Origin of the sequence: uncultured Stenotrophomonas sp., from assembly GCF_945952405.1 — a bacterium.
Lineage (GTDB): Bacteria > Pseudomonadota > Gammaproteobacteria > Xanthomonadales > Xanthomonadaceae > Stenotrophomonas.
In genome coordinates, this window is sequence record NZ_CAMFIA010000001.1 from 238379 (window position 1) to 263242 (window position 24864).

At 66.9% G+C, this 24864-nt stretch carries 20 protein-coding genes and 1 pseudogene; 10 read left to right on the forward strand and 11 right to left on the reverse strand.

Features of this window, described 5'->3' with window-relative positions; all coding sequences use genetic code 11:
- Positions 1-65: 65 nt before the first annotated feature.
- Positions 66-251 (forward strand): annotated as a pseudogene (locus tag Q0P60_RS01155) (hypothetical protein); the annotation flags it as partial.
- A gap of 151 nt (positions 252-402) precedes the next feature.
- Here Q0P60_RS01155 and Q0P60_RS01160 read toward each other — a convergent pair.
- The 4 genes from Q0P60_RS01160 to Q0P60_RS01175 form a co-directional block, all read right to left on the reverse strand.
- On the reverse strand, positions 403-2595 hold the full coding sequence (locus Q0P60_RS01160) for a TonB-dependent siderophore receptor (RefSeq protein ID WP_294987417.1): 2193 nt from the start codon (positions 2593-2595) through the stop codon (positions 403-405).
- 385 nt (positions 2596-2980) lie between these two features.
- Entirely contained in the window at positions 2981-4681 is a 1701-nt protein-coding gene (gene mqo / locus Q0P60_RS01165) for a malate dehydrogenase (quinone) (RefSeq protein ID WP_294987418.1), read from the reverse strand.
- A 226-nt stretch (positions 4682-4907) separates the two neighbouring features.
- Positions 4908-5354, reverse strand: coding sequence for a GNAT family N-acetyltransferase (locus Q0P60_RS01170; RefSeq protein ID WP_294987420.1), 447 nt, complete (start codon positions 5352-5354; stop codon positions 4908-4910).
- A gap of 87 nt (positions 5355-5441) precedes the next feature.
- On the reverse strand, positions 5442-6347 hold the full coding sequence (locus Q0P60_RS01175) for a LysR family transcriptional regulator ArgP (protein WP_294987422.1): 906 nt from the start codon (positions 6345-6347) through the stop codon (positions 5442-5444).
- Positions 6348-6484: 137 nt separating this feature from the next.
- Here Q0P60_RS01175 and Q0P60_RS01180 point away from each other — a divergent pair, with 137 nt between their 5' ends.
- The gene (locus Q0P60_RS01180) at positions 6485-7120 is read left to right on the forward strand and encodes a LysE family transporter (protein WP_005415673.1); all 636 of its coding nucleotides are present in this window, start codon (positions 6485-6487) and stop codon (positions 7118-7120) included.
- A 163-nt stretch (positions 7121-7283) separates the two neighbouring features.
- Positions 7284-9272 (forward strand): S9 family peptidase, encoded by a 1989-nt coding sequence (locus Q0P60_RS01185; protein WP_294987424.1) that lies wholly within the window; start codon positions 7284-7286, stop codon positions 9270-9272.
- Positions 9273-9329: 57 nt separating this feature from the next.
- On the opposite strand, the gene Q0P60_RS01190 is transcribed toward Q0P60_RS01185, so the two are convergent.
- Positions 9330-11084, reverse strand: a complete 1755-nt coding sequence (locus Q0P60_RS01190) for an oligopeptide:H+ symporter (RefSeq protein WP_294987426.1) — start codon at positions 11082-11084, stop codon at positions 9330-9332.
- A gap of 255 nt (positions 11085-11339) precedes the next feature.
- Here Q0P60_RS01190 and Q0P60_RS01195 point away from each other — a divergent pair, with 255 nt between their 5' ends.
- The 3 genes from Q0P60_RS01195 (at position 11340) to Q0P60_RS01205 (ending at position 17110) form a co-directional block, all read left to right on the forward strand.
- On the forward strand, positions 11340-13304 hold the full coding sequence (locus Q0P60_RS01195; RefSeq protein ID WP_294987428.1) for an oligopeptide transporter, OPT family: 1965 nt from the start codon (positions 11340-11342) through the stop codon (positions 13302-13304).
- A gap of 350 nt (positions 13305-13654) precedes the next feature.
- A complete protein-coding gene (locus Q0P60_RS01200) occupies positions 13655-15733 on the forward strand; it encodes a S9 family peptidase (RefSeq protein ID WP_294987430.1) in 2079 nt (692 codons plus the stop codon).
- Between the two features lie 147 nt (positions 15734-15880).
- On the forward strand, positions 15881-17110 hold the full coding sequence (locus tag Q0P60_RS01205) for a DUF819 family protein (protein ID WP_294987432.1): 1230 nt from the start codon (positions 15881-15883) through the stop codon (positions 17108-17110).
- An 87-nt stretch (positions 17111-17197) separates the two neighbouring features.
- Here the strand turns inward: Q0P60_RS01205 and Q0P60_RS01210 are convergent, their stop codons facing one another.
- The 5 genes from Q0P60_RS01210 to Q0P60_RS01230 are packed head-to-tail and all read right to left on the reverse strand — an operon-like array spanning position 17198 to position 20213.
- Positions 17198-17677 (reverse strand): hypothetical protein, encoded by a 480-nt coding sequence (locus tag Q0P60_RS01210; protein ID WP_294987434.1) that lies wholly within the window; start codon positions 17675-17677, stop codon positions 17198-17200.
- Between the two features lie 46 nt (positions 17678-17723).
- Entirely contained in the window at positions 17724-17984 is a 261-nt protein-coding gene (minE, locus tag Q0P60_RS01215; RefSeq protein WP_005408532.1) for a cell division topological specificity factor MinE, read from the reverse strand.
- A gap of 2 nt (positions 17985-17986) precedes the next feature.
- A complete protein-coding gene (minD, locus tag Q0P60_RS01220; protein ID WP_294987435.1) occupies positions 17987-18796 on the reverse strand; it encodes a septum site-determining protein MinD in 810 nt (269 codons plus the stop codon).
- A 35-nt stretch (positions 18797-18831) separates the two neighbouring features.
- Positions 18832-19671, reverse strand: a complete 840-nt coding sequence (gene minC, locus Q0P60_RS01225; RefSeq protein WP_294987436.1) for a septum site-determining protein MinC — start codon at positions 19669-19671, stop codon at positions 18832-18834.
- On the reverse strand, positions 19617-20213 hold the full coding sequence (locus Q0P60_RS01230; protein ID WP_294987437.1) for a GNAT family N-acetyltransferase: 597 nt from the start codon (positions 20211-20213) through the stop codon (positions 19617-19619). The genes minC and Q0P60_RS01230 overlap by 55 nt, the downstream gene beginning before the upstream one ends.
- Before the next feature lie 150 nt (positions 20214-20363).
- Between Q0P60_RS01230 and Q0P60_RS01235 the strand changes: the two genes are divergently transcribed.
- The 4 genes from Q0P60_RS01235 to Q0P60_RS01250 all read left to right on the forward strand — a co-directional run bounded on the left by Q0P60_RS01235 (position 20364) and on the right by Q0P60_RS01250 (position 23985).
- Positions 20364-21560 carry a sensor histidine kinase gene (locus Q0P60_RS01235; protein WP_294987438.1) on the forward strand — a complete coding sequence of 399 codons (1197 nt, stop codon included), beginning with the start codon at positions 20364-20366 and terminating at the stop codon, positions 21558-21560.
- Complete coding sequence (locus Q0P60_RS01240; RefSeq protein WP_294987439.1) at positions 21560-22201, forward strand: response regulator transcription factor; 642 nt, start codon at positions 21560-21562, stop codon at positions 22199-22201. Before Q0P60_RS01235 ends, Q0P60_RS01240 begins: the two co-directional genes overlap by 1 nt.
- Positions 22202-22435: 234 nt before the next feature.
- Positions 22436-23509 carry an SRPBCC family protein gene (locus tag Q0P60_RS01245; RefSeq protein WP_294987440.1) on the forward strand — a complete coding sequence of 358 codons (1074 nt, stop codon included), beginning with the start codon at positions 22436-22438 and terminating at the stop codon, positions 23507-23509.
- Between the two features lie 104 nt (positions 23510-23613).
- The gene (locus tag Q0P60_RS01250; protein WP_019659313.1) at positions 23614-23985 is read left to right on the forward strand and encodes a DUF423 domain-containing protein; all 372 of its coding nucleotides are present in this window, start codon (positions 23614-23616) and stop codon (positions 23983-23985) included.
- A gap of 60 nt (positions 23986-24045) precedes the next feature.
- Here Q0P60_RS01250 and Q0P60_RS01255 read toward each other — a convergent pair whose 3' ends face one another.
- Positions 24046-24855, reverse strand: coding sequence for a M15 family metallopeptidase (locus Q0P60_RS01255; RefSeq protein WP_294987441.1), 810 nt, complete (start codon positions 24853-24855; stop codon positions 24046-24048).
- Between the last annotated feature and the right edge of the window lie 9 nt (positions 24856-24864).

Below are 24864 nucleotides of genomic sequence, written 5' to 3' on the forward strand. Positions count from 1 at the left end.
TGACAGCCAGGGCGAACCGGCGCGGTGGTGCTATGGTCAGCGGCACCCAGGGAGGGAGTACCCCCATGCTGATCATCGCTCTGCTGCTGGTCCTGCTGGTGCTGGGTCTGAACCTGGCGGCCACCGTGGTCGTCGTCAGGCGCGATGGACTGTCCGCCGCTGGCCGTAGCGTGCAGCTGCTGCTGGTCTGGCTGCTGCCGCTGGTTGGGGCGATCCTGTGCATGGCGCTGGCCACGGCGGACGGTTCCGGCCGTTGAAGACGGGCAGCGTGCCTTTTGTAGCGCCGGCCAGATCCCGGAAGTCGTGAGCCGAGCGCAGGCTCGGCTCTACATTTGAGAACCGCAGCTCCTGCTGCGCCGAGCGCATCAGCGGGAGCCGGGATGTGCCCGGCCCCCGGGGGGCTCAGAATTTCCAGCGCAGGCTGGCCGAGACGAAACGCGGTTCGCCGTAGTTGTTGTAGTCCAGGTTCGCCCAGTAGGTCTTGTCCAGCGCGTTGCGCACGCTCAGCGTCGCGGTCCAGTTGTCGCTGATGCGGTAGTTGGCGTTGAACTGCACCAGGGTGTACGCCGGCTGGTTCACCGTCACCGTGCCACCCAGCGGGTAGACGATGTTGTAGCCCTGCACCTTGCTCTGCCACTGCACGCCACCGCCGATGCTCAGCCGCTCCAGCGCGCCGCGCAGCTGCAGCTGGGTATTGAGCTGCAGCAGGTCCTTGGGCGGGTTGGCATACAGCAGATCGGTGGCGGCGCGGGTGACCTTGACGTGGGTGTAGCCGGCATTGACCGTCCAGCCCGGCAGGATCTCGCCGTTGACGTCCATTTCCCAGCCGCGCGCCTTGGTGCCGTTGACGCCGATGTAGGCGGAGCTACCATCGCTCAGCGAGCCGTCCGGCACGCCCATGTCACGCACGGCGTAGTTGTCCTGCTTGGCCTCGAACAGCGCAGCATTGGCGGTCAGGCGGCCGTCGAGCCACTGCGTCTTGATGCCGGCTTCCAGGTTCGAGCCCTGCACCGGTGCCAGCAGGTTCTCGTTGCGGTCCTTGTAGTTCTGCGGGTTGAAGATCTCGGTGTAGCTGGCATAGGCCGACACGTTCGGGGTGATGTCGTAGACCAGGCCCACATAGGGGGTCACTTCATCGCTCACCTTGTACGCACCGCTGGTGCCGGTGTAGGCGCCGGCTGCATTGTACGAGCGGCTGAGGGTCTGCCAGCGGCTCAGGCGCGCACCGGCAATCAGCGACAGCGGGTCGGCCAGGCGCAGGCGGGTGGCCAGGTAGACGCCGCTCTGCGTGGTCTTGGCCACCCGGCGTGCGCCGGTGCGGCGGTAGCTCACCTCGGAGATGTCGCCGTTCCAGGTGTACACGTTGGGGATGTAGTAGCAGCGCTCGCTGCCGCAACGCGCCCAGTCGGTGGGGAAGTTCAGCGCCAGGGTATTGGTGGTGCCTTCCAGGTCCGACCACTGCGCGCCAAGGGTCACGTCATGATCGCGGCCGAACAGGTCGAAGCTGCCGCTCAGGTAGGCATCGACGTTGCGCCGGGTGTCCTTGGAATCACCGGCCGCGGCGCGCAGGAAGATGCCCGCACCGGTGGCCGGGTCCGGATTGCCGGTGCCGTAGAGGCGAACGTTCTGCACGTTGCCACGGGTGTAGGCGGTGTTGATCTTCAACAGCCAGTTGTCGCCGAAGCGCTGTTCCAGGTTGGCGAATGCGGTGTTGCTCTCGCGCTTCCAGTAACTCCACTTCGGCGACAGGTTGGTCGAGCGCGGCAGGTGCGCGAAGTTGCCCTGGCTGTCGAAGAACGGCACCGTGCCCCAGGTCGAACCGGTCGGATTGTTGTCCTGGCTCTGGTAACCGAGGGTGATGGTGGTGCTGTCGGTGACATCGCCTTCCAGCACCGCCATGCCGGCCATCTTGTTCTCGTCGTAGTGGTCGTAGTACAGGCCACGATCGGTGTAGGCGGCGACCACGCGGCTGCGGAAGCGGCCATCGGCGGTCAGCGGTGCGGTCACGTCGGCTTCCATGCGGCGGTAGTCCCAGCTGCCGGCGCTGACCGCGAACGATGCATCGAACTCCTTGCCCGGGCGCTTGCGCAGCAGGTTCACCGTGGCCGACGGTACGCCAGCGCCACTGAGCAGGCCGTTGGCACCGCGGATCACTTCGATGCGGTCATAGAAGGCGGTGTCGTATTCCTGGTTGGTCGAGCCGCTGTAGGTGGGGATGCCATCGACCTGGAAGTCGGTGATGGCGAAGCCGCGTGCGTAGTACAGCGGGCGCTGGGTGTCATAGAAGGAGACACTGACGCCGGTCACGTTGCGCATCACGTCGTTGATGCTGAACAACGATTCGTCCTGCAGCCGCTGCAGGCTGATCGCCGTGGCCGACTGCGGGGTTTCCTGCAGGGTAATGGGCAGGCGGGTGGTGCTGGCCGGTGCGGCGGACTGTCCGGCACGCACGCTGACCCGGTCCAGGGTCTTGGCATCGGAGGCATCGGCGGCGGCTTCGGCGAATGCCGAAGGCACGACCAGGGCAAGGGAAGAGAGCAGGGCAGCCGGCAGCAGCGCACGGCGGGGCAGGCGGTTGGGCAGGGTCGGGGACATGGTGGGCTCGAAGCGGGAAGGCGGGGAAGGGCGGCAACAGTCGTCCAGCACCCGGGGCGGCGGCTTCGGGCACATCAGGTCCATCTGGGAGCGGCGCGATCACTGCGAAGTGCGCAAATGTAAATAATTCTTAACAACATTACAATTCGCGTCTCCGGGACGCCTCGTGGAGCCGCCCTCCTGCGCGGCGGCTCCGTTGTGGAGCCGAGCCCATGCTCGGCGGTCGGCAGAATCAGCCGAGCGCAGGCTCGGCTCTACAGGGGGGCGTGCAGCCGAGCGCAGGCTCGGCTCTACAGGAGGCGTGCGGCCGCGGCCATGCTGGGCCCTGAACGCGAACGGCCACCCGAAGGTGGCCGTCCGTCTGCATCGAAAGGACCCGGCGGGCTTACAGCGCCTGCAGTTCCTCGTTGGCGTTGCGCTTTTCCTTGGCCGGCGGCTTGACCGGTGCCGGAGCCGTCGCCGGTGCCGACGCCGCGGCATCCGCAGCCACCGGCACTTCCAGGTAGGGCAGGTGCAGGGTCTGGCTGGTCAGCGTACGGATCTCGTTCACCAGCGCGGCGCTGTCGTTGAGCTTGCGCCCATACGACGGCACGATCTCACGCAGGCGGGTTTCCCAGCCGGCCTTCATCTGCTCCGGGAACGCCTTGGCCATCAGGTCCAGCATGATCGGCGGCGAGGTCGATGCACCCGGCGAGGCGCCAAGCAGGGCGGCGATGGTGTGGTCCTTGTCGGTCACGATCTCGGTACCGAACTGCAGCACCGGGCCCTTCAGCGGGTCACGCTTGATGATCTGCACGCGCTGGCCGGCGGTGACCAGCTTCCAGTCGCCCGGCTTGGCATTGGGGAAGTACTTGACCAGTTCGGCCTGGCGATCGGCATCGTTCAGGCGCGCCTGGCCCATCAGGTACTGCACCAGGTCCAGGTTGTCCTTGCCCACTTCCAGCATCGGGCCGACGTTGTTGTGGGTGACCGAGGAATACAGGTCCCACCACGAGCCATGCTTGAGGAATTTGGTGCTGTACAGCGCGAACGGCCCGAACAGGACCACCGGCTTGCCATCCAGCTTGCGCGCATCCAGGTGCGGCACCGACATCGGCGGCGAACCGGTCTCGGCCATGCCATACGCCTTCACGCCATGCCGCGAGGTCACGTCCTGGCCCTGGAAGGCGAGGAACTGGCCGCCCACCGGGAAGCCGGCGTAGTCCTTCGATTCCGGAATGCCCGACATCTGCAGCAGCTTCAGCGCGGCGCCACCGGCGCCGATGAACACGAAGCGGGTGTGGGTGGTGGTCTCGGTGCCGGACTTGAGGTCCTTCACGGTGACGTTCCAGCTCTTGTCGGCGTTCTGCCGCAGCGCGCTCACTTCATGGTTGAGGTGCAGGCTGAAGTTCGGGCTGCGCTGCAGGCCGGTGGTCAGCTGGCGGGTGATCACACCGAAGTTGACGTCGGTGCCGAGCGGCATCCAGGTGGCAGCGACCTTCTGCTTCGGGTCACGGCCTTCCATCAGCAACGGTGCCCACTGCTGGATCTGCTTGGGATCCTCGGAGTACTGCATGCCATAGAACAGCGGATTCTTCACCAGCGCCTGCTGGCGCTTGTGCAGGTAGGCGATGTTGTCATCGCCCCAGACGAAGCTCATATGCGGGGTCGGGTTGATGAAGTCGCTCGGCTGGCTCAGCCGGCCTTCCTTCACCTGGTGCGACCAGAACTGGCGCGAGACCTCGAACGATTCGGCGATGCCGACCGCGCGCTTGGTCTCGATGCTGCCGTCGGGCAGTTCCGGGGTGTAGTTCAGTTCGGCGAATGCCGAGTGGCCGGTACCGGCGTTGTTCCAGCCATCGGAGCTTTCACCGGCGACGCCATCGAGGCGTTCGTAGACCTGGATGTTCCAGTCCGGCTGCAGTTCCTGCAGGTAGGTGGCCAGGGTGATGCTCATGATGCCGGCGCCGACCAGGACAACATCGACGGGCTTGTCGTTGCTGGCGGCGGGCACCGAGCGCTGGGTCAGCGGCCAGTACAGGAACAGCGCGGCGGCCAGCAACAGCAGCACGAGCAGGGCGAGCAGGGCCTTGCCAAATTTCTTCATGGGGGCGGGATCGTTGGCGGAGGGGAGGAGTTCAGGATGCGCATGGGGCAGGGAAAGGGCGTGAAGAAACAACGCCTTGCAACATCCATCCGCGATTCTAACCGGATCCGGTCCGTTTTTGATGCAACGCAGCATCCGGCCATCGCGGTGCCGTCGGCGGCCGAGCCCGGCCCGGCCACCGCCGCTGCGGGGAACGCCAGGCGAATGCGCCCGGCGCCGCCTTCAATCAGACCAGTTCAAGGATCTCGTCACCGGCCGGGTCGATCTCACCGGTCGGGCGCCAGCCCAGGCGCCGGTAGAAGCCATGCGAACGCGAGCGGGGATCGGCCGAGCAGGCCAGGAACAGGCGCTGGTGGCCGGCATCGCGGGTCAGGCTGACCACTTCCTGCAGCAGCTGGCGGCCGATGCCGCGGCCTTCGTAGTCCGGCAGCAGGGCCAGCACCAGTACTTCGCCGCTGTCGCGGTCGGCGAAGCAGTACCCCACCATGCGCTCGCCTTCCCAGGCGATGCGGCCGATCGAATCCCCCTGGGCAATGCCGGCCGCCCAGCTTTCCCCGGTGATGCCCAGCTCCGCCAGCTGCGCGGCGCTGAAGGCATTCTCGCGGGTACGCCCGCGCAGGTCGATGCAGGCCTCGGCATCGGCGGGGCGGGCATCGCGAACGGCTACGGGCATGCGGGACATCCTTGCAGTCATTGGCCACCCAGTATCCCGAAAAAAGGGGACGGAGGGGATTAAGTCGTTATCTGCACCGCTTGCGGCTCAGCGTTTGCGCCGCACCAGCGACGAGGAGGCGTCCAGTACCGCGCGGGTCAACAGGGCCATCGTCTGCACGTCGCCCTTCCAGTGCTGCCAGTACAGCGGTACATCCTCCCAGGCGCGCTGCCGTACGTAGACCAGGCGGCCGGCGTCCAGGTGGCGCTTGACCAGCGGCAACGGGTTCATGGTCCAGCCCATGCCGCCCAGGTTGGCCTGCACGAAGGCGCGGGTGGACGGAATCCACCAGGTCGGTGCGGTGCTGGGCAGGTCGTCGCCGGCCATGCGCCGGGCGAAGCGCGACTGCATCTCGTCCTTGCGGTTGAACACCAGCACGGGGGCCTGCGCCAGCGCCTGCGCGGTCACGCCCTTGGCAAAATGGCGTTCGCGGAACTCGGGCGTGCAGGTCGCCGCGTAGCGGATGCTGCCCAGTGCATGGATCTGGCAGCCCTGCACCGGCTCGTCCAGCGTGGTCACCGCGCCCAGCACCGTGCCCTGGCGCAGCAGTTCCACGGTGTGGTCCTGGTCCTCCACGCGCAGGTCCAGGGTGGTGCCGGTGCTCTGCGCGAACTGCGAGGCGGCCTGCGGAAACCATGTTTCCAGGCTGTCGTGGTTCACCGCGACCGGGATGCTGGCCTGCGGCAGGTCTTCGTCGGCCAGGCCCATCCGGTGCAGTGCGTCGTGCTCGAGCAGCGCGGTCTGCTCGGCCAGCTGCACCAGCACCTGGCCCTCGGCGGTGGCCGTGGCCGGCGTGCCGCGCTTGACCAGCAGGCGGCCGACCCGGTCCTCCAGCGCCTTGACCCGCTGCGAGATGGCCGAAGGGGTGACATTCAGCGATTGCGCGGCGCGGTCGAAGCTGCCTTCGCGGATCACCGCCGCCAGGGCGCGCAGCTGGGCATGGTCGATACGCATCGAATTAAGTTCCGCTAATGTTGGTTTAGGAAGTTTAGCTCGTCTTTTTCATGTTGCGGCGCGACAATGGCGCTCGTTCCGGTGCTGTCCGCCTTCGCGAGGCACCGTCCCCCCAGCAAGACAAGGCAGTGAATCCCATGTTCTCGGTCATCTCCGCCAGCACCGGCCTCGGTGCCTGGTTCTCTGGTGCAGCTACCGGCATCGGCCTGTTCGCCGTGGTCGGGGCCCAGAGCGCCTTCATTCTGCGCCAGGGCATCCTGCGCAAGCACATCGTGCCGGTGGTGGCCACCTGTGCGGCCATCGATGCGATCTTCATCTTCGCCAGCGTGGCCGGCCTGCGCACGCTCACGTCGGCGCTGCCGTGGCTGACCACGGCCGTGCTGTGGACCGGCGTCGCCTTCCTGGCCTGGTATGCGATGAAGTCGGCACGCCGCGCGATTGCCGGTGGCGGTGGCATGGGCGAGGCCGACAGCGATGACGGCAGCCGCCGTGCGGTGCTGATGGCCGCGGTCGGCTTCTCGCTGATCAACCCGCACTTCTGGCTGGACATGATGGTGATCGGTTCGATCGCCGAGAACTTCGGCAACGCGCGCATGGCCTTCGCGGCCGGCGTGGTTACCGCCAGCTGCCTGTGGCTGACCGCGCAGGGGCTCGGTGCGCGCCTGCTGGCGCCGCTGTTCACCAAGCCCAGCACCTGGCGTGTGCTCGACGGCACCATCGCCGTGATCCTCAGCATCCTGGCCCTCATGTTGGCGGTGCGCGGGGTCCACTGACCCGGCTCACGCCCCCCGAACCCACGTCCTGACTCTCTCTCCAAGGTAGTGGTAACGACGGCACCGGCAACGGTGCCGTCGTTTTTTCCGGCGCTGGCGGGCGGCGCGCGGCCTGCCTAGAATCGGCGGCCAGGACAGGGTGTCCGTGCGAATCGGGGGAAGGATGCGGAGGATGATTCTGGCGGCCGTGCTGGCCGTCTTCGGGGGCGTTGCCACAGCCAGCGCGGGTGAAGTGGACCTGACGCAGTACCTGCGTCGCGAGACCTTCACCGATATCAAGATTTCACCCTCAGGCGAATACGTGGCGGCGACCGTGCCGATGGAGGACTTCACCGCCATCGCGGTGCTGCGGCTGAAGGACAAGCAGATGGTCGGCAGCTTCCGGCCTCCCCGGCGCAACCACGCGCATGCATTCGACTGGGTCAGCAACGAGCGCCTGCTGATCGGCCTGGCCCAGAAGTGGGGCTCGCTGGACCAGCCCCAGCTTACCGGCGAGCTCTACGCGATCGATGCCAACGGCGGCCGCGGTGAACTGCTGGTGGGGTATCGGGTGGAGGGCAATGGCCCGGGAACCCGCATCCAGCCGAAGAAGGTGGAGGCGGTGGCTGCGTTCCTGGCCGATGACCTGCCCGGCGACGAACGCGAGGTGCTGGTGACGGTCTGGCCATTCTCGGAGGATCCGTACACCCGCGTCGAGCGCATGGATGTCACCAGCGGGCGACGCTGGCGGGTGGTCGGGTCGCCGGTCCGGCGTGGCGAGTTCACCACTGACGCGCAGGGTGAAGTGCGTTTCGTGCACGGCGCCGGCAGCGACAACATCAACAAGCTGTACTACCGCGAGCGCAAGGGCGAGAGCTGGAAGCTGGTCAACGATGAGCAGGTGAGCAAGCGCATCGAGACCGCGGTGGGGTTCGCCGCGGACGGCAACCTGGCCTACCTGCAGGTACAGCAGGCGCAGGGGCCCGATGCCATCGTCAGCTGGAACCCGCAGACCAGCGAACGGCGTACCGTACTGCGTGACGAGGTGGTCGATCCGTACCGGATCATCCATCGCCCGGGCAGCCGCGAGCCGGTGGGCGCGCTGTACCTGGGGGACACGCCACGGACCCGCTTCTTCGATGAAGGCTCGGCTGACGCACGCCTGTACCGCAGCCTGGAGGCGGCCCTGGGCGGACCGGTCTACATCACCTCCAGCACCCGCGATGGCCGCCTCGTGCTGGTTGAAGCCTGGTCGGGCGTGAATCCTGGCGATTTCTACGTGTATGACACGGTGGCGCGCAAGGCCGAGCACCTGATCAGCCGCAGCGAATGGATCAGCGTGGATCGCAGCGCCAGCGTACGGCCGATCACGCTGAAGGCGCGCGACGGGCTGCAGCTGCATGGCTTCCTGACCCTGCCTGCCGCCAGCGACGGGCGCAACCTGCCCATGGTGGTGATGCCGCATGGCGGGCCGTTCGACGTCTTCGATTCCGGTCAGTACAGCCGTGAGACACAGTTGCTGGCCGCCGCGGGCTACGCCGTGCTGCAGGTCAATTTCCGCGGTTCCGGCAATTACGGTCGCGCCCACGCACAGGCCGGTGCCCAGCAATGGGGAGTCGCGATGCAGGACGATGTCACCGATGCCACGCGCTGGGCGATCAGCGAAGGCATCGCCGATGAGCGGCGCATGTGTATCTATGGCGCCAGCTATGGTGCCTACTCGGCGATGATGGGGGCCGCCCGCGAGCCGGGTCTGTACCAGTGCGCGGCCGGATATGTCGGCGTCTACGACTTGCCGATGATGTACACCCGGGGTGACGTCCAGGACCGCGATTCGGGGCTGAGCTACCTGCGCGAATGGCTCGGTGATCCGGCCACGCTGGGCGCGGTCTCGCCGGTGAACCTGGCCGCGCGGATCAAGGTGCCGGTGTTCCTCGCCGCCGGTGGCGAAGACCGCCGCGCGCCGATCCAGCATACCGAGCGCATGGAAGCGGCGCTCAAGCGCGCCGGCACACCGGTGGAAAGCCTGTACTACAAGACCGAAGGCCACGGTTTCTACACCGAAGCCCATCGCAGCGAGTACTACGGCAGGCTGCTGGCCTTCCTGGCCCGCAGCCTGGGCGGCAGGACCGCGGCCATCGAGCCCGTCGCCGGCAAGGGCAAGGCGCCGTGATGCAACGCGGCGGCGGATACGGGATCCGCCGCCGTGGGTTGACCGGTGCCCGGCGGCTTACTTCACCCCGTGCATCATCCGCTTCAGCAGCGGCGCCGCGATGAAGGCCAGCAGCGCACATCCCAGACCGATCCACATCAGCAGCCAGAACAGGTGCGCGTACGCACCCGCGGCCGCGGCCATGTCCAGCGCCTCGCCCTCCGGAACCTCGATCGCGGCCAGCTTGCCGAACAGCGCCGCCAGCGTTTCCGAGAAGGCGGTGGCCAGGAACCAGGTGCCCATCATCAGGCTCATCACCCGCGGCACCGCCAGCTGGGTCACCGCCGACAGGCCGACCGGTGACAGGCACATTTCACCGCTGGCCAGCAGGAAGTAGGCGAGCACCAGCCACCACACGCTGGCCATTTCTCCGGTGGCGCCGACCTGCTGCGCGGCGAGCGCCAACGGCACGAACGACAATGCGCCGATGACCAGGCCCCAGGCCGACTTCACCGGCTTGCCCGGCTCCCAGCCGCGGCGATCCATCCACGTCCACAGCGCGGCGAAGGCCGGTGCCAGCAGGACCAGGAACAGCCCGCCGAGGTAGGTCAGCGAGCCGGCGGTCTGCGGAATCACCAGGCAGTCGCGCACCAGCAGGACCAGCATCAGCAGCACGATGGCGGCGAAGAAGGCACGCGGCGCGGCCGAATCCGGGCGCCGTTCGGACAAGCGCGCGCTGACCACGAAGCCGAGCGGAGCCAGCAGCAGCGAGACGATCGACCACGGCAGCGGCGTGCCGCCGGTGACCACCAGCGCCGGCACGATGTCCTTGGTCAGCAGGCGGTCGGTGAAGGTCACCCACGAGCCATAGGACTGCTCGTACAGGGTGAAGAACACCAGCGCCAGGAAGATCAGCACCATCAGCGCGATCATCTGCTGGCGCTGCACCGGCGTGCACCTGCTGCCGGTGAACCAGGCGAACCAGACCAGCACGCCGCCCAGCACCACCAGCATCAGCATCAGCGCCAGGCTGATTTCGCCGCCCAGCGCGAACGCACCGTTGCCGGCAGCCCACATCAGCCAGGCCACCGGCAGCACAGCGAGCACCGCGCACAGATAGATGAGCCATTCGCGGGGCAGGCCCAGCACCTTCTGCTTCAGCGCTGCCGGCTGCGGCGGCTCGGCATGGCCCTGCAGGTACTTCTGGCCCCACAGGAACATCGCCAGACCGGCCAGCATGCCGATGCCGGCCGCGCCGAAGCCGTACTTCCAGCCGTAGGCCTCGCCGAGGAAGCCGCACACCAGCGACGAGAACAGCGCGCCGAGATTGATGCCGGCGTAGAACAGCGAGAAACCCGAGTCGCGGCGCGGGTCGTCCTTGGCGTACAGCTTGCCGACGATGGTGGAGATGTTCGGCTTGAGGAAGCCGACGCCCATGATGATCAGCGCCAGCGACAGGTAGGTCACCGCCAGTGCCGAGGTGTCGCGCACCACTTCGCCGTTCACCCGGTAGGCAGCGTGGCCCTCGAAGGCCATGCCGAGGTGGCCGAGCACCAGCAGGATGCCGCCGAACAGCACCGCGCGGCGCATGCCCAGCCAGCGATCGGCCAGCATTCCGCCGAACACCGGGATGCAGTACACCAGGCCGCCGTACGCGCCGAGCAGGTCCAGGCCGGCCTTGTCGCCGAACAGGTGGTACTTGGTCAGGTACAGCAGCAGCAGCGCCTTCATGCCGTAGAAGGAGAAGCGCTCCCACATTTCGGTGAAGAAGCAGACGTAGACGCCCTTGGGGTGGCCCAGGAAGTCGTCGGAAGCGGGAACGGCAGCGGTCATCGACGGCGGGGACAGCGGAAAGGGCGCGATTATAGAAGGGGCGGGAGGGGATCGCCGCGCTTATGCCAAATACGACTTAATCCCCTCCGTCCCCTTTTTGCGGTGGGGGTGGGGTGGGTTTGCGGGATCGGTCGGTTGGCCTTGCCGCACGGGCCGGGCGGGGTGGTGGGCGAGGGCCGGCGGTGACCATGCGCACTGGACTTGCCGCTCCCTGAACGCTAGCGTGACGGGGATTTTTTGCCAGCAGGGGCTTCCATGAACCACGACGCTGCGCCCAAGCAGCTCACCTTCCGCGCAGTGGCCCTGGCCATCGTGCTGGCGGTGGTGCTGTCGGCCGCAAACGCCTACCTCGGTCTGTTCGCAGGCCTGACCATCGCCACCGCCATTCCCGCCGCGGTGATCTCCATGGGCGTGCTGCGCCTGCTGGGCGGTGGCTCCATTCTTGAAAACAACATCGTCCAGACCGGCGCTTCGGCCGGCTCGTCGATCGCCGCCGGCGTGATCTTCACCATCCCCGCGCTGGTGATCATGGGCTACTGGCCGGACTTCAAGTACTGGTGGGTGCTGGGCATCGCCGGTCTCGGCGGTCTGCTCGGCGTGCTGTTCTCGGTGCCGCTGCGCCGCTCGATGATCGTCGAGGATCCGCTGCCGTTCCCGGAAGGCAAGGCGGCGGCCGAAGTGCTCAAGGCGGGTGAGAACCCCGGCCCGGGCCTGAAGATCCTCGGCCTGTCGGCGGTGATCGGTGCCTTCGTCAAGCTCGCCGCGGAAAGCGGCATGCGCCTGATTCCCGATGCCTGGGCCACCTCGGCCTATGTCGGCAGCTCCAAGATCACTGCCTTCATCGGCACCAACCTGTCGCCGGCACTGCTCGGCGTGGGCTACATCGTCGGCCTCAACGTCGGCATCGTGGTGGTGTCCGGCTCGATCCTGACCTGGCACATCGCCATCCCGATCTACCAGGCGTTCTTCATGAACACCGATCCGGCACTGGCCGCGTCGGTCGCCGCTGCCTCGTCCACCGAAGCCGCGTTCGCCATCTGGGGCGCGAAGATGCGCTACCTGGGCGTCGGCGCGATGCTGATCGGTGGCATCTGGACCCTGATCTCGCTGCGCAAGTCGCTGCTGAATGGCGTCAAGAGCGGCTTTGCCGCCGCGCGCAAGAGCGGTGGCCCGGTGCTGGCGCATACCGAACGCGACCTGCCGATGAAGTGGATGCTGGTCGCCCTGGTGGTGTTCGTGCTGCCGTTGCTGGCCCTGTACCAGGCCATCGTCGGCCAGTGGCACGTGTCGATCCCGATGACCATCATCATGATCGTCGCCGGCTTCCTGTTCGTTTCGGTGTCGGCCTACCTGGCCGGCCTGATCGGTTCGTCCAACAACCCGGTTTCGGGCATCACCATCTCCACCATCCTGTTCGCCTCGGCCGTGCTGGTGGTGCTGCTGGGCAAGGATGGCCTGCAGCCGGTGGGCGCCTTCGGTGCGCCGCTGGGTGCGGTGGCCGCGATCATGATCGGCGCGGTGGTGTGCTGTGCCGCGGCGGTCGGTGGCGACAACCTGCAGGACCTCAAGGCCGGTTACATCGTCGGCGCCACCCCGTGGAAGCAGCAGCTGATGCTGGGCATCGGTGCGTTCTCGTGCGCACTGATCATGGCCCCGGTGCTGAACCTGCTGGCCACCGCCTATGGCATCGGCGTGAAGTCCGAGCTGCACCCGAACGCGCTGGCCGCGCCGCAGGCGAACCTGATGGCCTCGGTGGCCAAGGGCCTGTTCGGTGGCGAACTGCCGTGGACCTTCATCGGCATCGGTGCGCTGGTCGGCGCCGCGATCATCGCCTTCGACAGCTGGCTGAAGTCGCGCAACGCACGCTTCCGCGTGCCGGTGCTGGCCGCCGCCATCGGCATCTACCTGCCGCTGGAGCTGATGGTGCCGATCTTCCTCGGTGGCCTGATCGCCTACCTCGTCGAGCGCTTCCACAAGGTGCGCGCCGATGACGAAGAAGGCCGTGACCGCGTGCACAAGCCGGGCGTGCTGTTCGCCGCCGGCCTGATCACCGGTGAGGCGCTGATGGGCATCGCCATCGCGATCCCGATCGTGGTCAGCAGCCGCGCCGATGTGCTGGCCGTGCCGTTCCACCTGCCGGGCGCACAGTGGATCGGCCTGGCCGTGCTGTTCCTGGTCGGCTGGCTGATCTACCGCACCGGCAAGCGCGCGGTGGCGTGATGCACGGGGTCGGATCCCTTCCCGCAGGGAAGGGCTCTGACCCCAGGTTTGATGGGTGGTGCCGGCCGCTGGCCGGCAATCCCGGAATCCTGCGATACCCCTGGTTGCCGGCCAGCGGCCGGCACTACCGGTGTCCCCCACAAACCCCGCTTCGGGCCAAAAGCACTTTCCCGAGCGGCGCGGCGGCCTCCGTGCGCATTGCGATGCGCTCCCCGGACCGGCGCCCTGAGTCATCGGGGCGGGGTTTGCCTTTTCTGGCGGAAGGCATGGCCGCAGCCATGACCGATGGCCTTGGCAGCCCCGGCCGTGCGGGCCTAACATCGTTTTTTTGCCGTCCTGCGGAGACCCCGATGAAACTGCGTCATGCCCTGTTGCCACTGAGCCTGCTGGCCGCCCTGCCCAGCGTTGCCGCTGCCCGTGGCCTGGAAATCCGCGACATGGTGGCCATGGACCGCGTCTCCGCGCCGGTGCTGACCGCTGACGGTGGCACCGTGGTGTTCGCCAAGCGCAGCGTGGATGCCAACCTCAAGGCCTCCACCGCGCTGTTCGCACGCAACCTGCTGACCCGTGACGCGGCGCCGCCGAAGCAGATCACCCCGGCCGGCTGGAACGTCAACTCCGCTTCGCTGTCGGCCGATGGCCAGACCGTGTACTTCCTCAGCGCCAAGAACGGCAGCCAGCAGCTGTACGCACAGCCGATCAGTGGCGGCACCCCGCGCCAGCTGACCGATTTCGCGGTCGATGTCGACAGCTACCACGTATCGCCGCAGGACGACCGCGTGCTGTTCAGTGCCGGCGTATTCCAGGCCTGTGCCTCGGACCTGGCCTGCACCGAGAAGAAGCTGAAGGACAAGAAGGACGCCAAGGCCAGCGGCCAGGTCTGGGATTCGCTGTTCGTGCGCCACTGGGATACCTGGAACGATGGCCGCCGCAATACGCTGTTCGTGGCACCGCTGCCGGCGGCCAAGGCCGGCCCGGTCAAGGGGGCCTCGGCGCTGAGCGCGACCATCGATGGCGATGCGCCGTCCAAGCCGTTCGGCGGCAACGATGACTTCGCGTGGTCGCCGGATGGCGCCAGCGTGGTCGCCAGCATCCGCGTGGCCGGCAAGCAGGAGCCGTGGTCGACCAACTTCGACCTGTACCGCTTCGATGCCGCCGGCAAGCAGGCGCCGGTCAACCTGACCGCCTCCAACCCGGCCTGGGATGCCGGCCCGGTGTTCAGCGCCGACGGCAAGACCCTGTTCTACCGCGCGATGAAGCGTCCGGGCTTCGAAGCCGACCGCTTCGGCCTGATGGCGCTGGACCTGGCCAGCGGCAAGGCCCGCGAGATCGCCCCGGAATGGGATCGTTCGGCCGGTGGCATCACCCTGTCCGCCGATGGCGCCAGCATCTACACCACCGCCGATGACCTCGGTGAGCATCCGCTGTTCCAGATCGACGTGGCCAGCGGCAAGGCCACCCGCCTGATCGGCGACGGCAGCGTCACCTCGGTGGACGTGGCCGGCAACAGCGTGGCGATCACCCGCAACAGCCTGAAGAGCAACGACCAGGTGCTGGTCGGCCAGCTGCCGGCCGCCGGCCAGGCGATGGGCGAGCTGCGCGCGCTGACCCCGGCCGCCGGCGACGTGCTGAAGGACGTGCGCTTCGGCGACTACGAACAGTTCGAGTTCAAGGGCTGGAACAACGACACCGTGCACGGCTACGTGGTCAAGCCGCACAACTACCAGGAAGGCAAGTCCTACCCGGTCGCGTTCCTGATCCACGGCGGCCCGCAGGGCAGCTTCGGCAATGGCTGGAGCTACCGCTGGAACCCGCAGACCTATGCCGGCCAGGGCTACGCGGTGGTGATGATCGACTTCCACGGTTCCACCGGTTACGGCCAGGCCTTCACCGATGCGATCAGCCAGCACTGGGGCGACCGCCCGCTGGAAGACCTGCAGAAGGGCTGGGACGCGGCGCTGAAGAAGTACCGCTTCCTCAACGGTGACAAGGCCTGCGCCCTCGGCGCCAGCTATGGCGGCTTCATGGTCAACTGGATCGCCGGCAACTGGAACGGCCCGTTCAAGTGCCTGGTCAACCACGACGGCGTGTTCGACCAGCGCATGATGGGGTACGCCACCGAAGAGCTGTGGTTCACCGAGTGGGAGCAGGGCGGTACGCCGTACCAGAAGGCGGCCAACTACGAGAAGTTCAACCCGGTCAACCACGTTGCGGACTGGAAGAAGCCGATCCTGGTCATCCACGGCCAGCAGGACTTCCGCATTCCGGTCGAGCAGGGCCTGGCCGCGTTCACCGCGGCGCAGCGCCAGGGCATCGAATCGAAGTTCCTGTACTTCCCGGACGAGAACCACTGGGTACTGAAGCCGAACAACAGCATCCTGTGGCATGACACCGTCAACGCCTGGCTGAAGCAGCACATCGGCGAGTAAGTGTTGCCGGCGCCGCCCTCCGGGGCGGCGCCTCTGTTTTGGCCCTCTGCTTGACCGGTGGCTGCCGACCGTTGGTCGGCAGCCACATGCTGCTTCCCACCCATACCGGATTGCCGGCCAGCGGCCGGCACTACCAGGAGCGCCCGCTTGATCCAGAACGACATCGTCGTCTTCGGCCTGATCGCCGCCACCCTCGGCGCCGTGTTCTGGACCGCCTCGCGTGAGCAGGGGCTGTGGAAGCGCTTCTACACGTTCGTGCCGGCACTGCTGCTGTGCTACCTGATTCCCGGCATCTACAACACCGTCGGCCTGATCGACGGCCAGAACACCAAGCTGTACAACCCGATCGCGCGTGACATCCTGCTGCCGGCGGCGTTGATCCTGCTGACCCTGGCGGTGGACATCAAGGGCATCCTGCGGCTTGGCCCGAAGCTGGTGCTGATGTACCTGGGCGCCTCGGCCAGCATCATGCTCGGCGCGGTGGTGGCGTTCCTGCTGATGCGCGCGCTGCATCCGGAAACCGTGGCCGGCGATACCTGGGCCGGCATGGCGGCGCTGGCTGGCAGCTGGATCGGCGGCGGTGCCAACATGCTGGCGATGCGCGAAGTGTTCGACGTCAACGCCACCACCTTCGGCCAGTTCGCGGTGGTCGATGTCGGCGTCGGGTACGTGTGGATGGCGGCGCTGATCTTCCTGGCCGGCCGCGCGGCGAAGATCGATGCGCGCAGTGGCGCCGATACCTCGGCCATCGACGAACTGAAGGAGCGCATCGCGCGCTTCCAGGCCGAGCATGAACGCATTCCCAGCCTCACCGACCTGATGCTGATCGTGGCGGTGGCATTCGGCGGCGTCGGCCTGTCGCATGCGATCGGCACGCCGCTGGCCGCCTGGTTCAAGGCCAATGTCGGCTGGGCCTCGCAGTTCAGCCTGGACGCCCCCTTCGTCTGGGTGGTGGTGCTGTCGACCACGCTCGGCCTGAGCCTGAGCTTCACCCGTGCACGCACGCTGGAAGGTGCCGGTGCATCGCGGCTGGGGTCGCTGCTGCTGTATTTCCTGATCGCCTGCATCGGCATGCAGATGGACCTGCTGGCGCTGCTGGACCGTCCGTGGCTGTTCCTGCTTGGCCTGATCTGGATCAGCGTGCACATCGTGCTGTTGTGGTGCCTGGGCAAGCTGCTGAAGGTGCCGTTCTTCTACTTCGCCATCGGTTCGCAGTCGAACATCGGTGGCCCGGCTTCGGCACCGGTGGTGGCCGCAGCGTTCCATCCGGCGCTGGCGCCGGTCGGCGTGCTGCTGGGGACGATGGGCTACGCCACCGGCACCTACCTGGCCTACATCGTCGGCATCACCCTGCGCGCGTTGGCAGGCCAGGGCTGATCGGGTAGTGCCGGCCGCTGGCCGGCAACCAGGTGATGCTGCACGGGTTCATGCGGTTGCCGGCCAGCGGCCGGCACTACCGATGCTCTACGCCACCGGCAACCCGCGTTCGATCAACCACGCTTTCGCGTCTTCGGCGTCCTGCTCGAACCACGCCTTGGTAGACCCCAGCCGATACGTATATCCCCAGGCATCCATGTCGGCCATCAGGCGTTCGCTGCCAACGCCGGGCAGCTGCCCGGCAAGCACGATCTGCAGATAGCAGGTGGCATCTTCCTCGGCCACCGAGTCGGTGGCATCGGTATGCACCTGCGCACGCCGGTCCGGCGGCAGCACGATCAGGTGGCAGGCTTCGTGCAGCATCGAGTGCACGGGGGTGTCGTCGCGCACGTACACGTTGCTGGCGATGATGCCGGCCTCCGGCTCGCCCCAGTAGCTGCCGGGAATCGGTTCGCCGGCGGCCACGTGGTGCAGCCGCAGGCCATGCGCGGCGAGCAGGCACTGCGCATCGGCGAAGGCGATGTCGCCCACGCAGGTGATATCCACGGCGGTTGTCGTGTCGGTCATGCGGGTCACGCTGCCCCGCCCATGCAGGCACGGGCGGGGCGGGGGATCAGGGTTTGTCCGGGCCTTCAGGCAGCGCCACGGAGATGTCCAGCACATCGTGCTGGCCATCCTTCACCAGGTCGACCTTCACCGCATCGACGTCGATGTTCACGTACTTCTTGATCACTTCCAGCAGCTCGCGCTGCAGCAGCGGCAGGTAGTCCGGGCCACCGCGGTGGCTGCGTTCCTGCGCGATGATGATCTGCAGGCGGTTCTTGGCGGTTTCGGCGGTGGTCTTCTTCGCTTTGAGGAAATCAAACAGGCCCATGCTTACCCTCCGAACAGCTTGCTGAAGAAGCCCTTCTTCTCGACGTTGGTGAAGCGCATCGGGCGTTCTTCGCCGAGGATGCGCGCGACGGCGTCGTCGTAGGCCTGGCCGGCAGCGGACTCGGTATCCAGGATCACCGGCTCGCCCTTGTTGGAGGCATTGAGCACGTCACCGGACTCGGGGATCACGCCGATCGCCTTCAGGCCCAGCACTTCCTCAACGTCGGCGATGCTCAGCATCTCGCCGCTTTCCACGCGCAGCGGGGTGTAGCGGGTGAGCAGCAGGAAGGCCGGCACGTCCTGGCCGGATTCGGCCTTGTGGGTCTTCGAGTCGAGCAGGCCGATGATGCGGTCCGAGTCGCGTACCGACGACACTTCCGGGTTCACCACCACCACGGCACGGTCGGCGAAGTACATCGCCAGGAAGGCACCCTTCTCGATGCCGGCCGGGGAGTCGCAGATGATGTAGTCGAAGCCGTCGGCGGCCAGGTCCTTCAGGACCTTGCCCACGCCTTCCTGGGTCAGTGCGTCCTTGTCGCGGGTCTGCGAGGCGGCCAGCACGTACAGGTTCTCGAAGCGCTTGTCCTTGATCAGGGCCTGCTTGAGGGTGGCTTCGCCGTGCACGACGTTGACGAAGTCGTACACCACGCGGCGTTCGCAGCCCATGATCAGATCGAGGTTGCGCAGGCCGACGTCGAAGTCGATCACCGCCACCTTCTTGCCGCGCCGTGCCAGGCCGCAGGCCAGGCTTGCGCTGGAAGTGGTCTTGCCGACGCCGCCCTTGCCGGAGGTGACTACGATGATTTCAGCCAAAGGACTTCTCCTGATGATTCTGTTTGGGTGCTGCGTCAGTCCAGCGCAGCGATCTTGATCTGGTCCTGTTCCAGCCACACCTGCACGGCCTTGCCGCGCAGGGAGTCCGGGACATCGTCCAGCACCTTGTAGTGGCCTGCAATGGCGACCAGTTCCGCATGGAAATCACGGCAGAAGATGCGTGCCGCGGTGTTGCCCTGGGCCCCTGCCAGCGCGCGGCCGCGCAGGGTGCCGTAGATATGGATGCTGCCATCGGCGATGACTTCGGCGCCGGCGCCGACGGTGGCCATTACGGTCAGGTCGCAGTTTTCCGCGTACAGCTGCTGGCCCGAACGCACGTTGCCCAGCTGCATGCGGCCCGGCTGCGGTGCAGCGGCGTCGGCGACCTTGGCCACCGGCGCGGCGGGAGCCGGCTTCGGTTCGGCGCGGGCCACGCGGCGCGGTTCCGGTGCGGGCGGGGCCGGCTCGGCCTCGGCACGCTCGTACTGCGCGCGGAACTTGGCCAGCAGCGGCAGGCCGAGCTGCTGCGACAGCAGGTCGACCGCACTGGTGCCATAGGCCAGCGCCACCGGCAGCACGCCGGCGCTGCGCAGGCCATCAACCAGCGCCTGCGCGGTGGCCACGTCCGGTACCTGGCTCAGGCCGCCGAAGTCGAGGATCACTGCAGCACGGCCGAACAGCTTCGGCGCGCGGGTCACGCGCTCGCGCATTTCCTGCACCAGGCGTTCGACATCAAGGGTACGGATGCGCAGGTTGGCGATGCCCACCTGGCCGATCTTCAGTTCACCGGCCTGTTCGTAATCGAAATTCACCGCCACGCTCAGGTCCCCGTCGGCCGCTGTGCCTGCGCCGGCAGCTGCCGGGCGCGTGTCCATGCCACATCCGGCAGCTTGCCGCCGTAGGTCTCCTTGACCCACGGGTAGCTGCACAGTTCCTTGGCCAGCATGCTGGCGCGCACATCGACCTGGGCCATGGTGTTCTGGCCCAGCTCGCGGAAGCCGAAGCTGCCGTGGAAGAGCAGGGCGGCGTCGGCGCCGTGGTCGAGGAAGACCTCGCAGGTCATCTGCGGGTAGCGCAGCTCGGCGAAGCTCTGCGCATCGGCATAGAACGCACGGCCGACGCCACCGCCGCGACGGCGGCTGGCGACCACGATGCGGTCGATATAGAAGAACGGGGTGTCCAGCTGCTGCTTGAACCAGGCGAAGTTGCTGCTGTCGTGCTGGCTGTCGCTGCCGAAGCCGATCAGGAAACCGGCCAGGTTGCCGTCGCGCTCGGCGACGCGGAAATACTCAGCGGTTTCATAGAACAGGCGCAGGCGGGCCGCATCCAGGGGAAGGATGGCCAGGCCAGCGTTGTTGTTCAAAGCCAGGACGGAATCGAGCTCGTGCTCGCGCACGTCGCGGATGACAATCGACATTGTGACTCCGTGGGGTAACGCGGTTGGTCCATCAAGGGACCCTGCGCACGATTATTGCATGCCCGGGGTGGGCTGCGGCATGAACAGGCGACCGGGCAGGCATGACTTCCGTGGGGTGCAGGACGCAGGCGCGGCCCGTAGAGTGCTGGCATGTTGGGAGTCCTCAGCCATACACGTGTCCTCCGCCTGGCCGGCCTGTTCACCTGGGTCATGGTCGGCCTGCCACTGGCGTACTCGCAGTTCGAGAACCTGCACAGCCGCAGTGACATGGGCGGCTGGGCCATCCTGCTGTTCGTCGCCTACCTGTCCTTCGGCACCGCCTATTACTGGCTGACCCGCATCCTGCGCAGCGACAGCCACACCAGCTGGCTGGACCGTGGCCTGCTGCTGCTGCTGACGATCTCCGCGCTCGGGGTCAGCTTCCTCAGCGGGTCCGGCCTGGGCAGCATCCTGATGATGGTCGCCGCCGGGGTCATCCCGTGGATGCTGTCGGTGCGGCTGGGCGTGCTGTGGCTGCTGGTCAGCCAGCTGGCGGTGGCCCCGGTCTATTACATGCTGCTGCGCTTTCCACTGTTCGAAGCGGTGATGCAGTCACTGCTGTACGGCGGCTTTTCCATGTTCATCTTCGTGACCAGCCTGGTTGCCCGCCAGCAGACCGAGGCCCGCGACGAGCAGCGCCGGCTCAACTCGGAACTGCGCGCGACCCGGGCCCTGCTGGCCGAGAGCGCGCGGGTCAACGAGCGCACCCGCATCTCGCGCGAGCTGCACGACCTGCTGGGCCACCAGCTGACCGCGCTGACCCTGAACCTGGAAGTGGCCGGCCACCTGGCCGAAGGCCAGGCGCTGGACCACGTGAAACGCTCGCATGCCCTGGCCAAGCTGCTGCTGGGCAACGTGCGCGAGGTGGTCAGCCAGCTGCGCGAGACCGGCGCCATCGATCTGGCGGCGGCGCTGCGCCCGCTGACCGAGAACGTGCCGTCGCTGGACATCCAGCTGGAGATCGAGGATCCGTTGAACGTGGAGGATCCGCAGCGGGCGCACGTACTGCTGCGCTGCACCCAGGAGATCATCACCAATGCGGTGCGCCACGCCGGTGCCCGCCACCTGTGGATCAAGGTGTACCGTGAAGCCCCCGACCGGGTGGTGGTGGAGGCCCGCGACGACGGCGTCGGCGCGGATATGGTCAATGTGGGCAATGGCTTGCGCGGGATGCGTGAACGCCTGCAACAATGTGGTGGCCAGCTGCAGATCGAGACCCGTCCCGGCGAAGGCTTCCGGCTGCGGGCGACGGTGCCGGCAACGGTGCTGGTGGCCGCCCTTACCAAGGTTCCTGAAGGAGTACGTTGATGATTCGCGTCTGCCTGGTCGACGACCAAACCCTGGTGCGGCAGGGAATCCGCTCCCTGTTGGCGCTCGACGACGGTATCGAGGTGGTGGCCGAGGCCGGCGATGGCCGGCAGGCGGTCGAGCTGATACCCCAGGCGCGCCCGGACGTGGTCCTGATGGATATGCGCATGCCGGTGATGTCCGGGCTGGAAGCGCTGCAGGTGCTGTCGCGGCAGGAACAGCTGCCGCCGACCATCATCCTCACCACCTTCGATGACGACCAGCTGGTGCTGGCCGGGCTCAAGGCCGGTGCCAAGGGCTACCTGCTCAAGGACGTGACCCTGGCGCAGCTGGTCGGTGCCATCCGCACCGTGGCCGACGGCGGCTCGCTGGTGCAGCCGGCGGTGACCCAGCGCCTGCTGTCCGGGCTGGAACACATGCGCAACGAGTTCGTCAGCCTGGACCGTCCGGACCCGCTGACCGACCGCGAGACCGAGATCCTGCGGCTGATGGCCAGCGGCTTCTCCAACAAGGAGATCGCCAATTCGCTGGGCGTGGCCGAGGGCACCATCAAGAACCACGTGTCCAACATCCTCTCCAAGCTGGGCGTGCGCGACCGTACGCGCGCCGTACTGAAGGCGTTCGAACTCCAGTTGGTCTGAGGAAATTCCTTAAAGTACAAAGACTTGGGTGGTGGATGGGGGTTCCCGCCAGGGTTGCCCCCTACTTGCCGGGTAGCGGTATGCGTTACCCTTCGAATTCTTTGTCCATACAAATACGCAGCCGGCAGGGAAACCGGTGCGCCAATCCCGATAAACAATGCCCGCGAAGCCTGCTAGGATTGGCGCTTCGCTTCAATCAACCCGGCCGTGGGATCGGCCCCGGAGACTCTCTGAATGACCCGTATTATCGAGTTCCTGATCGCCTTGGGGATCGTGGCTGGCCTGTTCGTCATCATTGGCGTATGTCTGCCGGGCGAGCGTCACATCACCGAAAGCATCGAGACCAACCGCAAGATGACGATCGTGTACGACACGGTCAGCAGCCTGCGCCGCTTCAAGGACTGGAACCCGCTGGTACTGCGCGATCCCGCCGTTGAACTGAAGCTGTCCGGCCCGGCCTCCGGCGTCGGTGCCACCCTCGACTTCACCTCCAAGGACCTGGGCACCGGCTCCTGGAAGATCACCGAAGCCGAAGAGAACAAGCGCGTGGCGATCGCCATCGATGACGCCACCAAGGGTCACGACAAGATCACCACGTTCACCCTGGAGCCGACCGGCAAGGGTGGCCGCAACGTCAAGATCACCCAGGACTACTCGGTGAAGTACGGCTTCGACCTGTTCGGTCGCTATGCAGGCCTGTATGTCAGCCGCCAGATCGGCGACGACATCAAGATGGGTCTGTCGCGCATGGCCAACATGCTGGCCAGCGTCCCGAACGTCGACTACCGTACCCCGGAAGCGCCGCTGACCGACCTGGCCATCGTCGAGGTGCCGGCTGAAGACCTGCTGGTCGTCAACGCCGGTAACGTGGACCGCGGTCAGGACACGATCACAAAGTCGATCAAGGACAACCAGGAGTGGATCAAGCGCGTGATGGAGGCCAATGGCCTTGAAGCCGCCGGTCCGTTCCGCATCGTCACCACCGACTTCGGCCAGGAGAAGTACGCCTTCGACATCGCCCAGCCGGTGAAGAAGAAGGGTGCTGAAGGTGCTACCGCCGAACAGCTGACCGTCAAGATCGACGGTGGCGCTCCGGTCAAGTACGTGCACGTTGCTCCGCACCGTTCGGCGCATGCGGCCTACACCGGCCACATGGCAGGCCTGGATGTGGCCCGCAACGGCCTGCGTGCCTGGGCTGTGACGTCCGGCAACGAAGTCATCGACCGTCCGTACGAATCCTGGAAGGATGGCATCGACAAGTCGTTCACCCCGGAAGGTACCTACGACATCTACTGGGCCGTCAAGTAAGCCTCGGCTGACCCATGTAGTGTTGGACACGAAAACGCGCCGCTCATTGCGGCGCGTTTTTTTTCATCTGGCGCCCGGCAAGGGGCGCTGCGCAAGGAGCCCTCATGTTCAATCTCGAACGTCGCGCACGTAAGCCTTCCCTGCTGGCCTGCCTGGGTGCGCTGCTGGCCGCCGCCTCGATCGGCCTGTCCGCCTACGCCTCGCACGGCGTGGCCGATCCGCTGGCACAGCAGCATCTGAACATGGCGGCGTTGTATGCGTTCGCGCATGGCGCGGTACTGGTGGCGCTGGGCCCGCGCGCGCAGGGGGCGATCGCGCACCTGGCGCTGTACGTACTGCTGCTGGGCGTACTGCTGTTTTCCGGCAGTCTGGTCGGCGGTGCACTGTGGCAGTGGCCGACCCGGATGGCGCCGATCGGCGGCACCAGCATGATGGCCGGATGGGTGCTGCTGGCGATCAATGCGTTGAGGCGATGACGGCGACGGGTAGGCAGCCGGGCCATGCTCGGCTTTCGCCTTGAGGCCGCCACAAGGGGCTCAGCCGTTGGCCGGTTTCCAGCACCAGTGCCAGGGTTCGTAGACGATTCCGTGCGGGTTGTCGCGCGGGTAGCTCAGCTGGAAGCCGTGGCCACCCGCATGCGCCTGCAGCCATGCAAACGCTGCGGTCGCTTCGAAGCTTTCCTCGGCGGGGGCATCGCCCGGCGTGCCGATGTCCAGTGCGTGGCCGCTGTGGTGCTCGCTGAAGCCCGGTGCGGCGTTGACCTTGAGGATCTCCGCCATGCCCAGGCCGCGCGCCAGCTTCCGCTCGAAGATGCCCAGCTGGTAGGCATGGCTGCGGAACCCGGAGATTGCGTCCAGCGCGATGCCTTCCTGCGCGGCGTGCAGGCGCATCCGCCGCCATCCCTGCGCCGCACCACGGCGCAGCCACAGCGGGCGGGCGAAGCGGTCACGGCCGGCGAAATGCAGCAGGCAGGGCTCGGGCTCCAGTGGCAGGCCGCTGCGGTCGGCATAGCCCTGCACGTCCAGGCCCAGCTGCTGCAGGCGTTGCTGCAGCCCGGCCAGGGGCAGCCACTGCGTGTCCAGCGTGGCGCCGAACGGACGTGCCGCCGCGGTGTCCAGCAGGGCCAGGGCGTCCTCGACCCCGGGCTCACGCGGCAGGTGCGGCACCAGCGAATGCACGCCGTTCGCCAGCACTGCCGCCAGGTAACGGCCGTCGCGCTTGCGTCGCAGCACCCAACGCGCATGCGACAGCAGCCGTGCGTCCAGGTTGCTGCGCGCACGCAGCAGGTTGGCGGGCCACAGTTCGATGGCCTCGGTGTTGATCAGCAGGGGAGGGCGTCGTTGCATCGTCGCAGC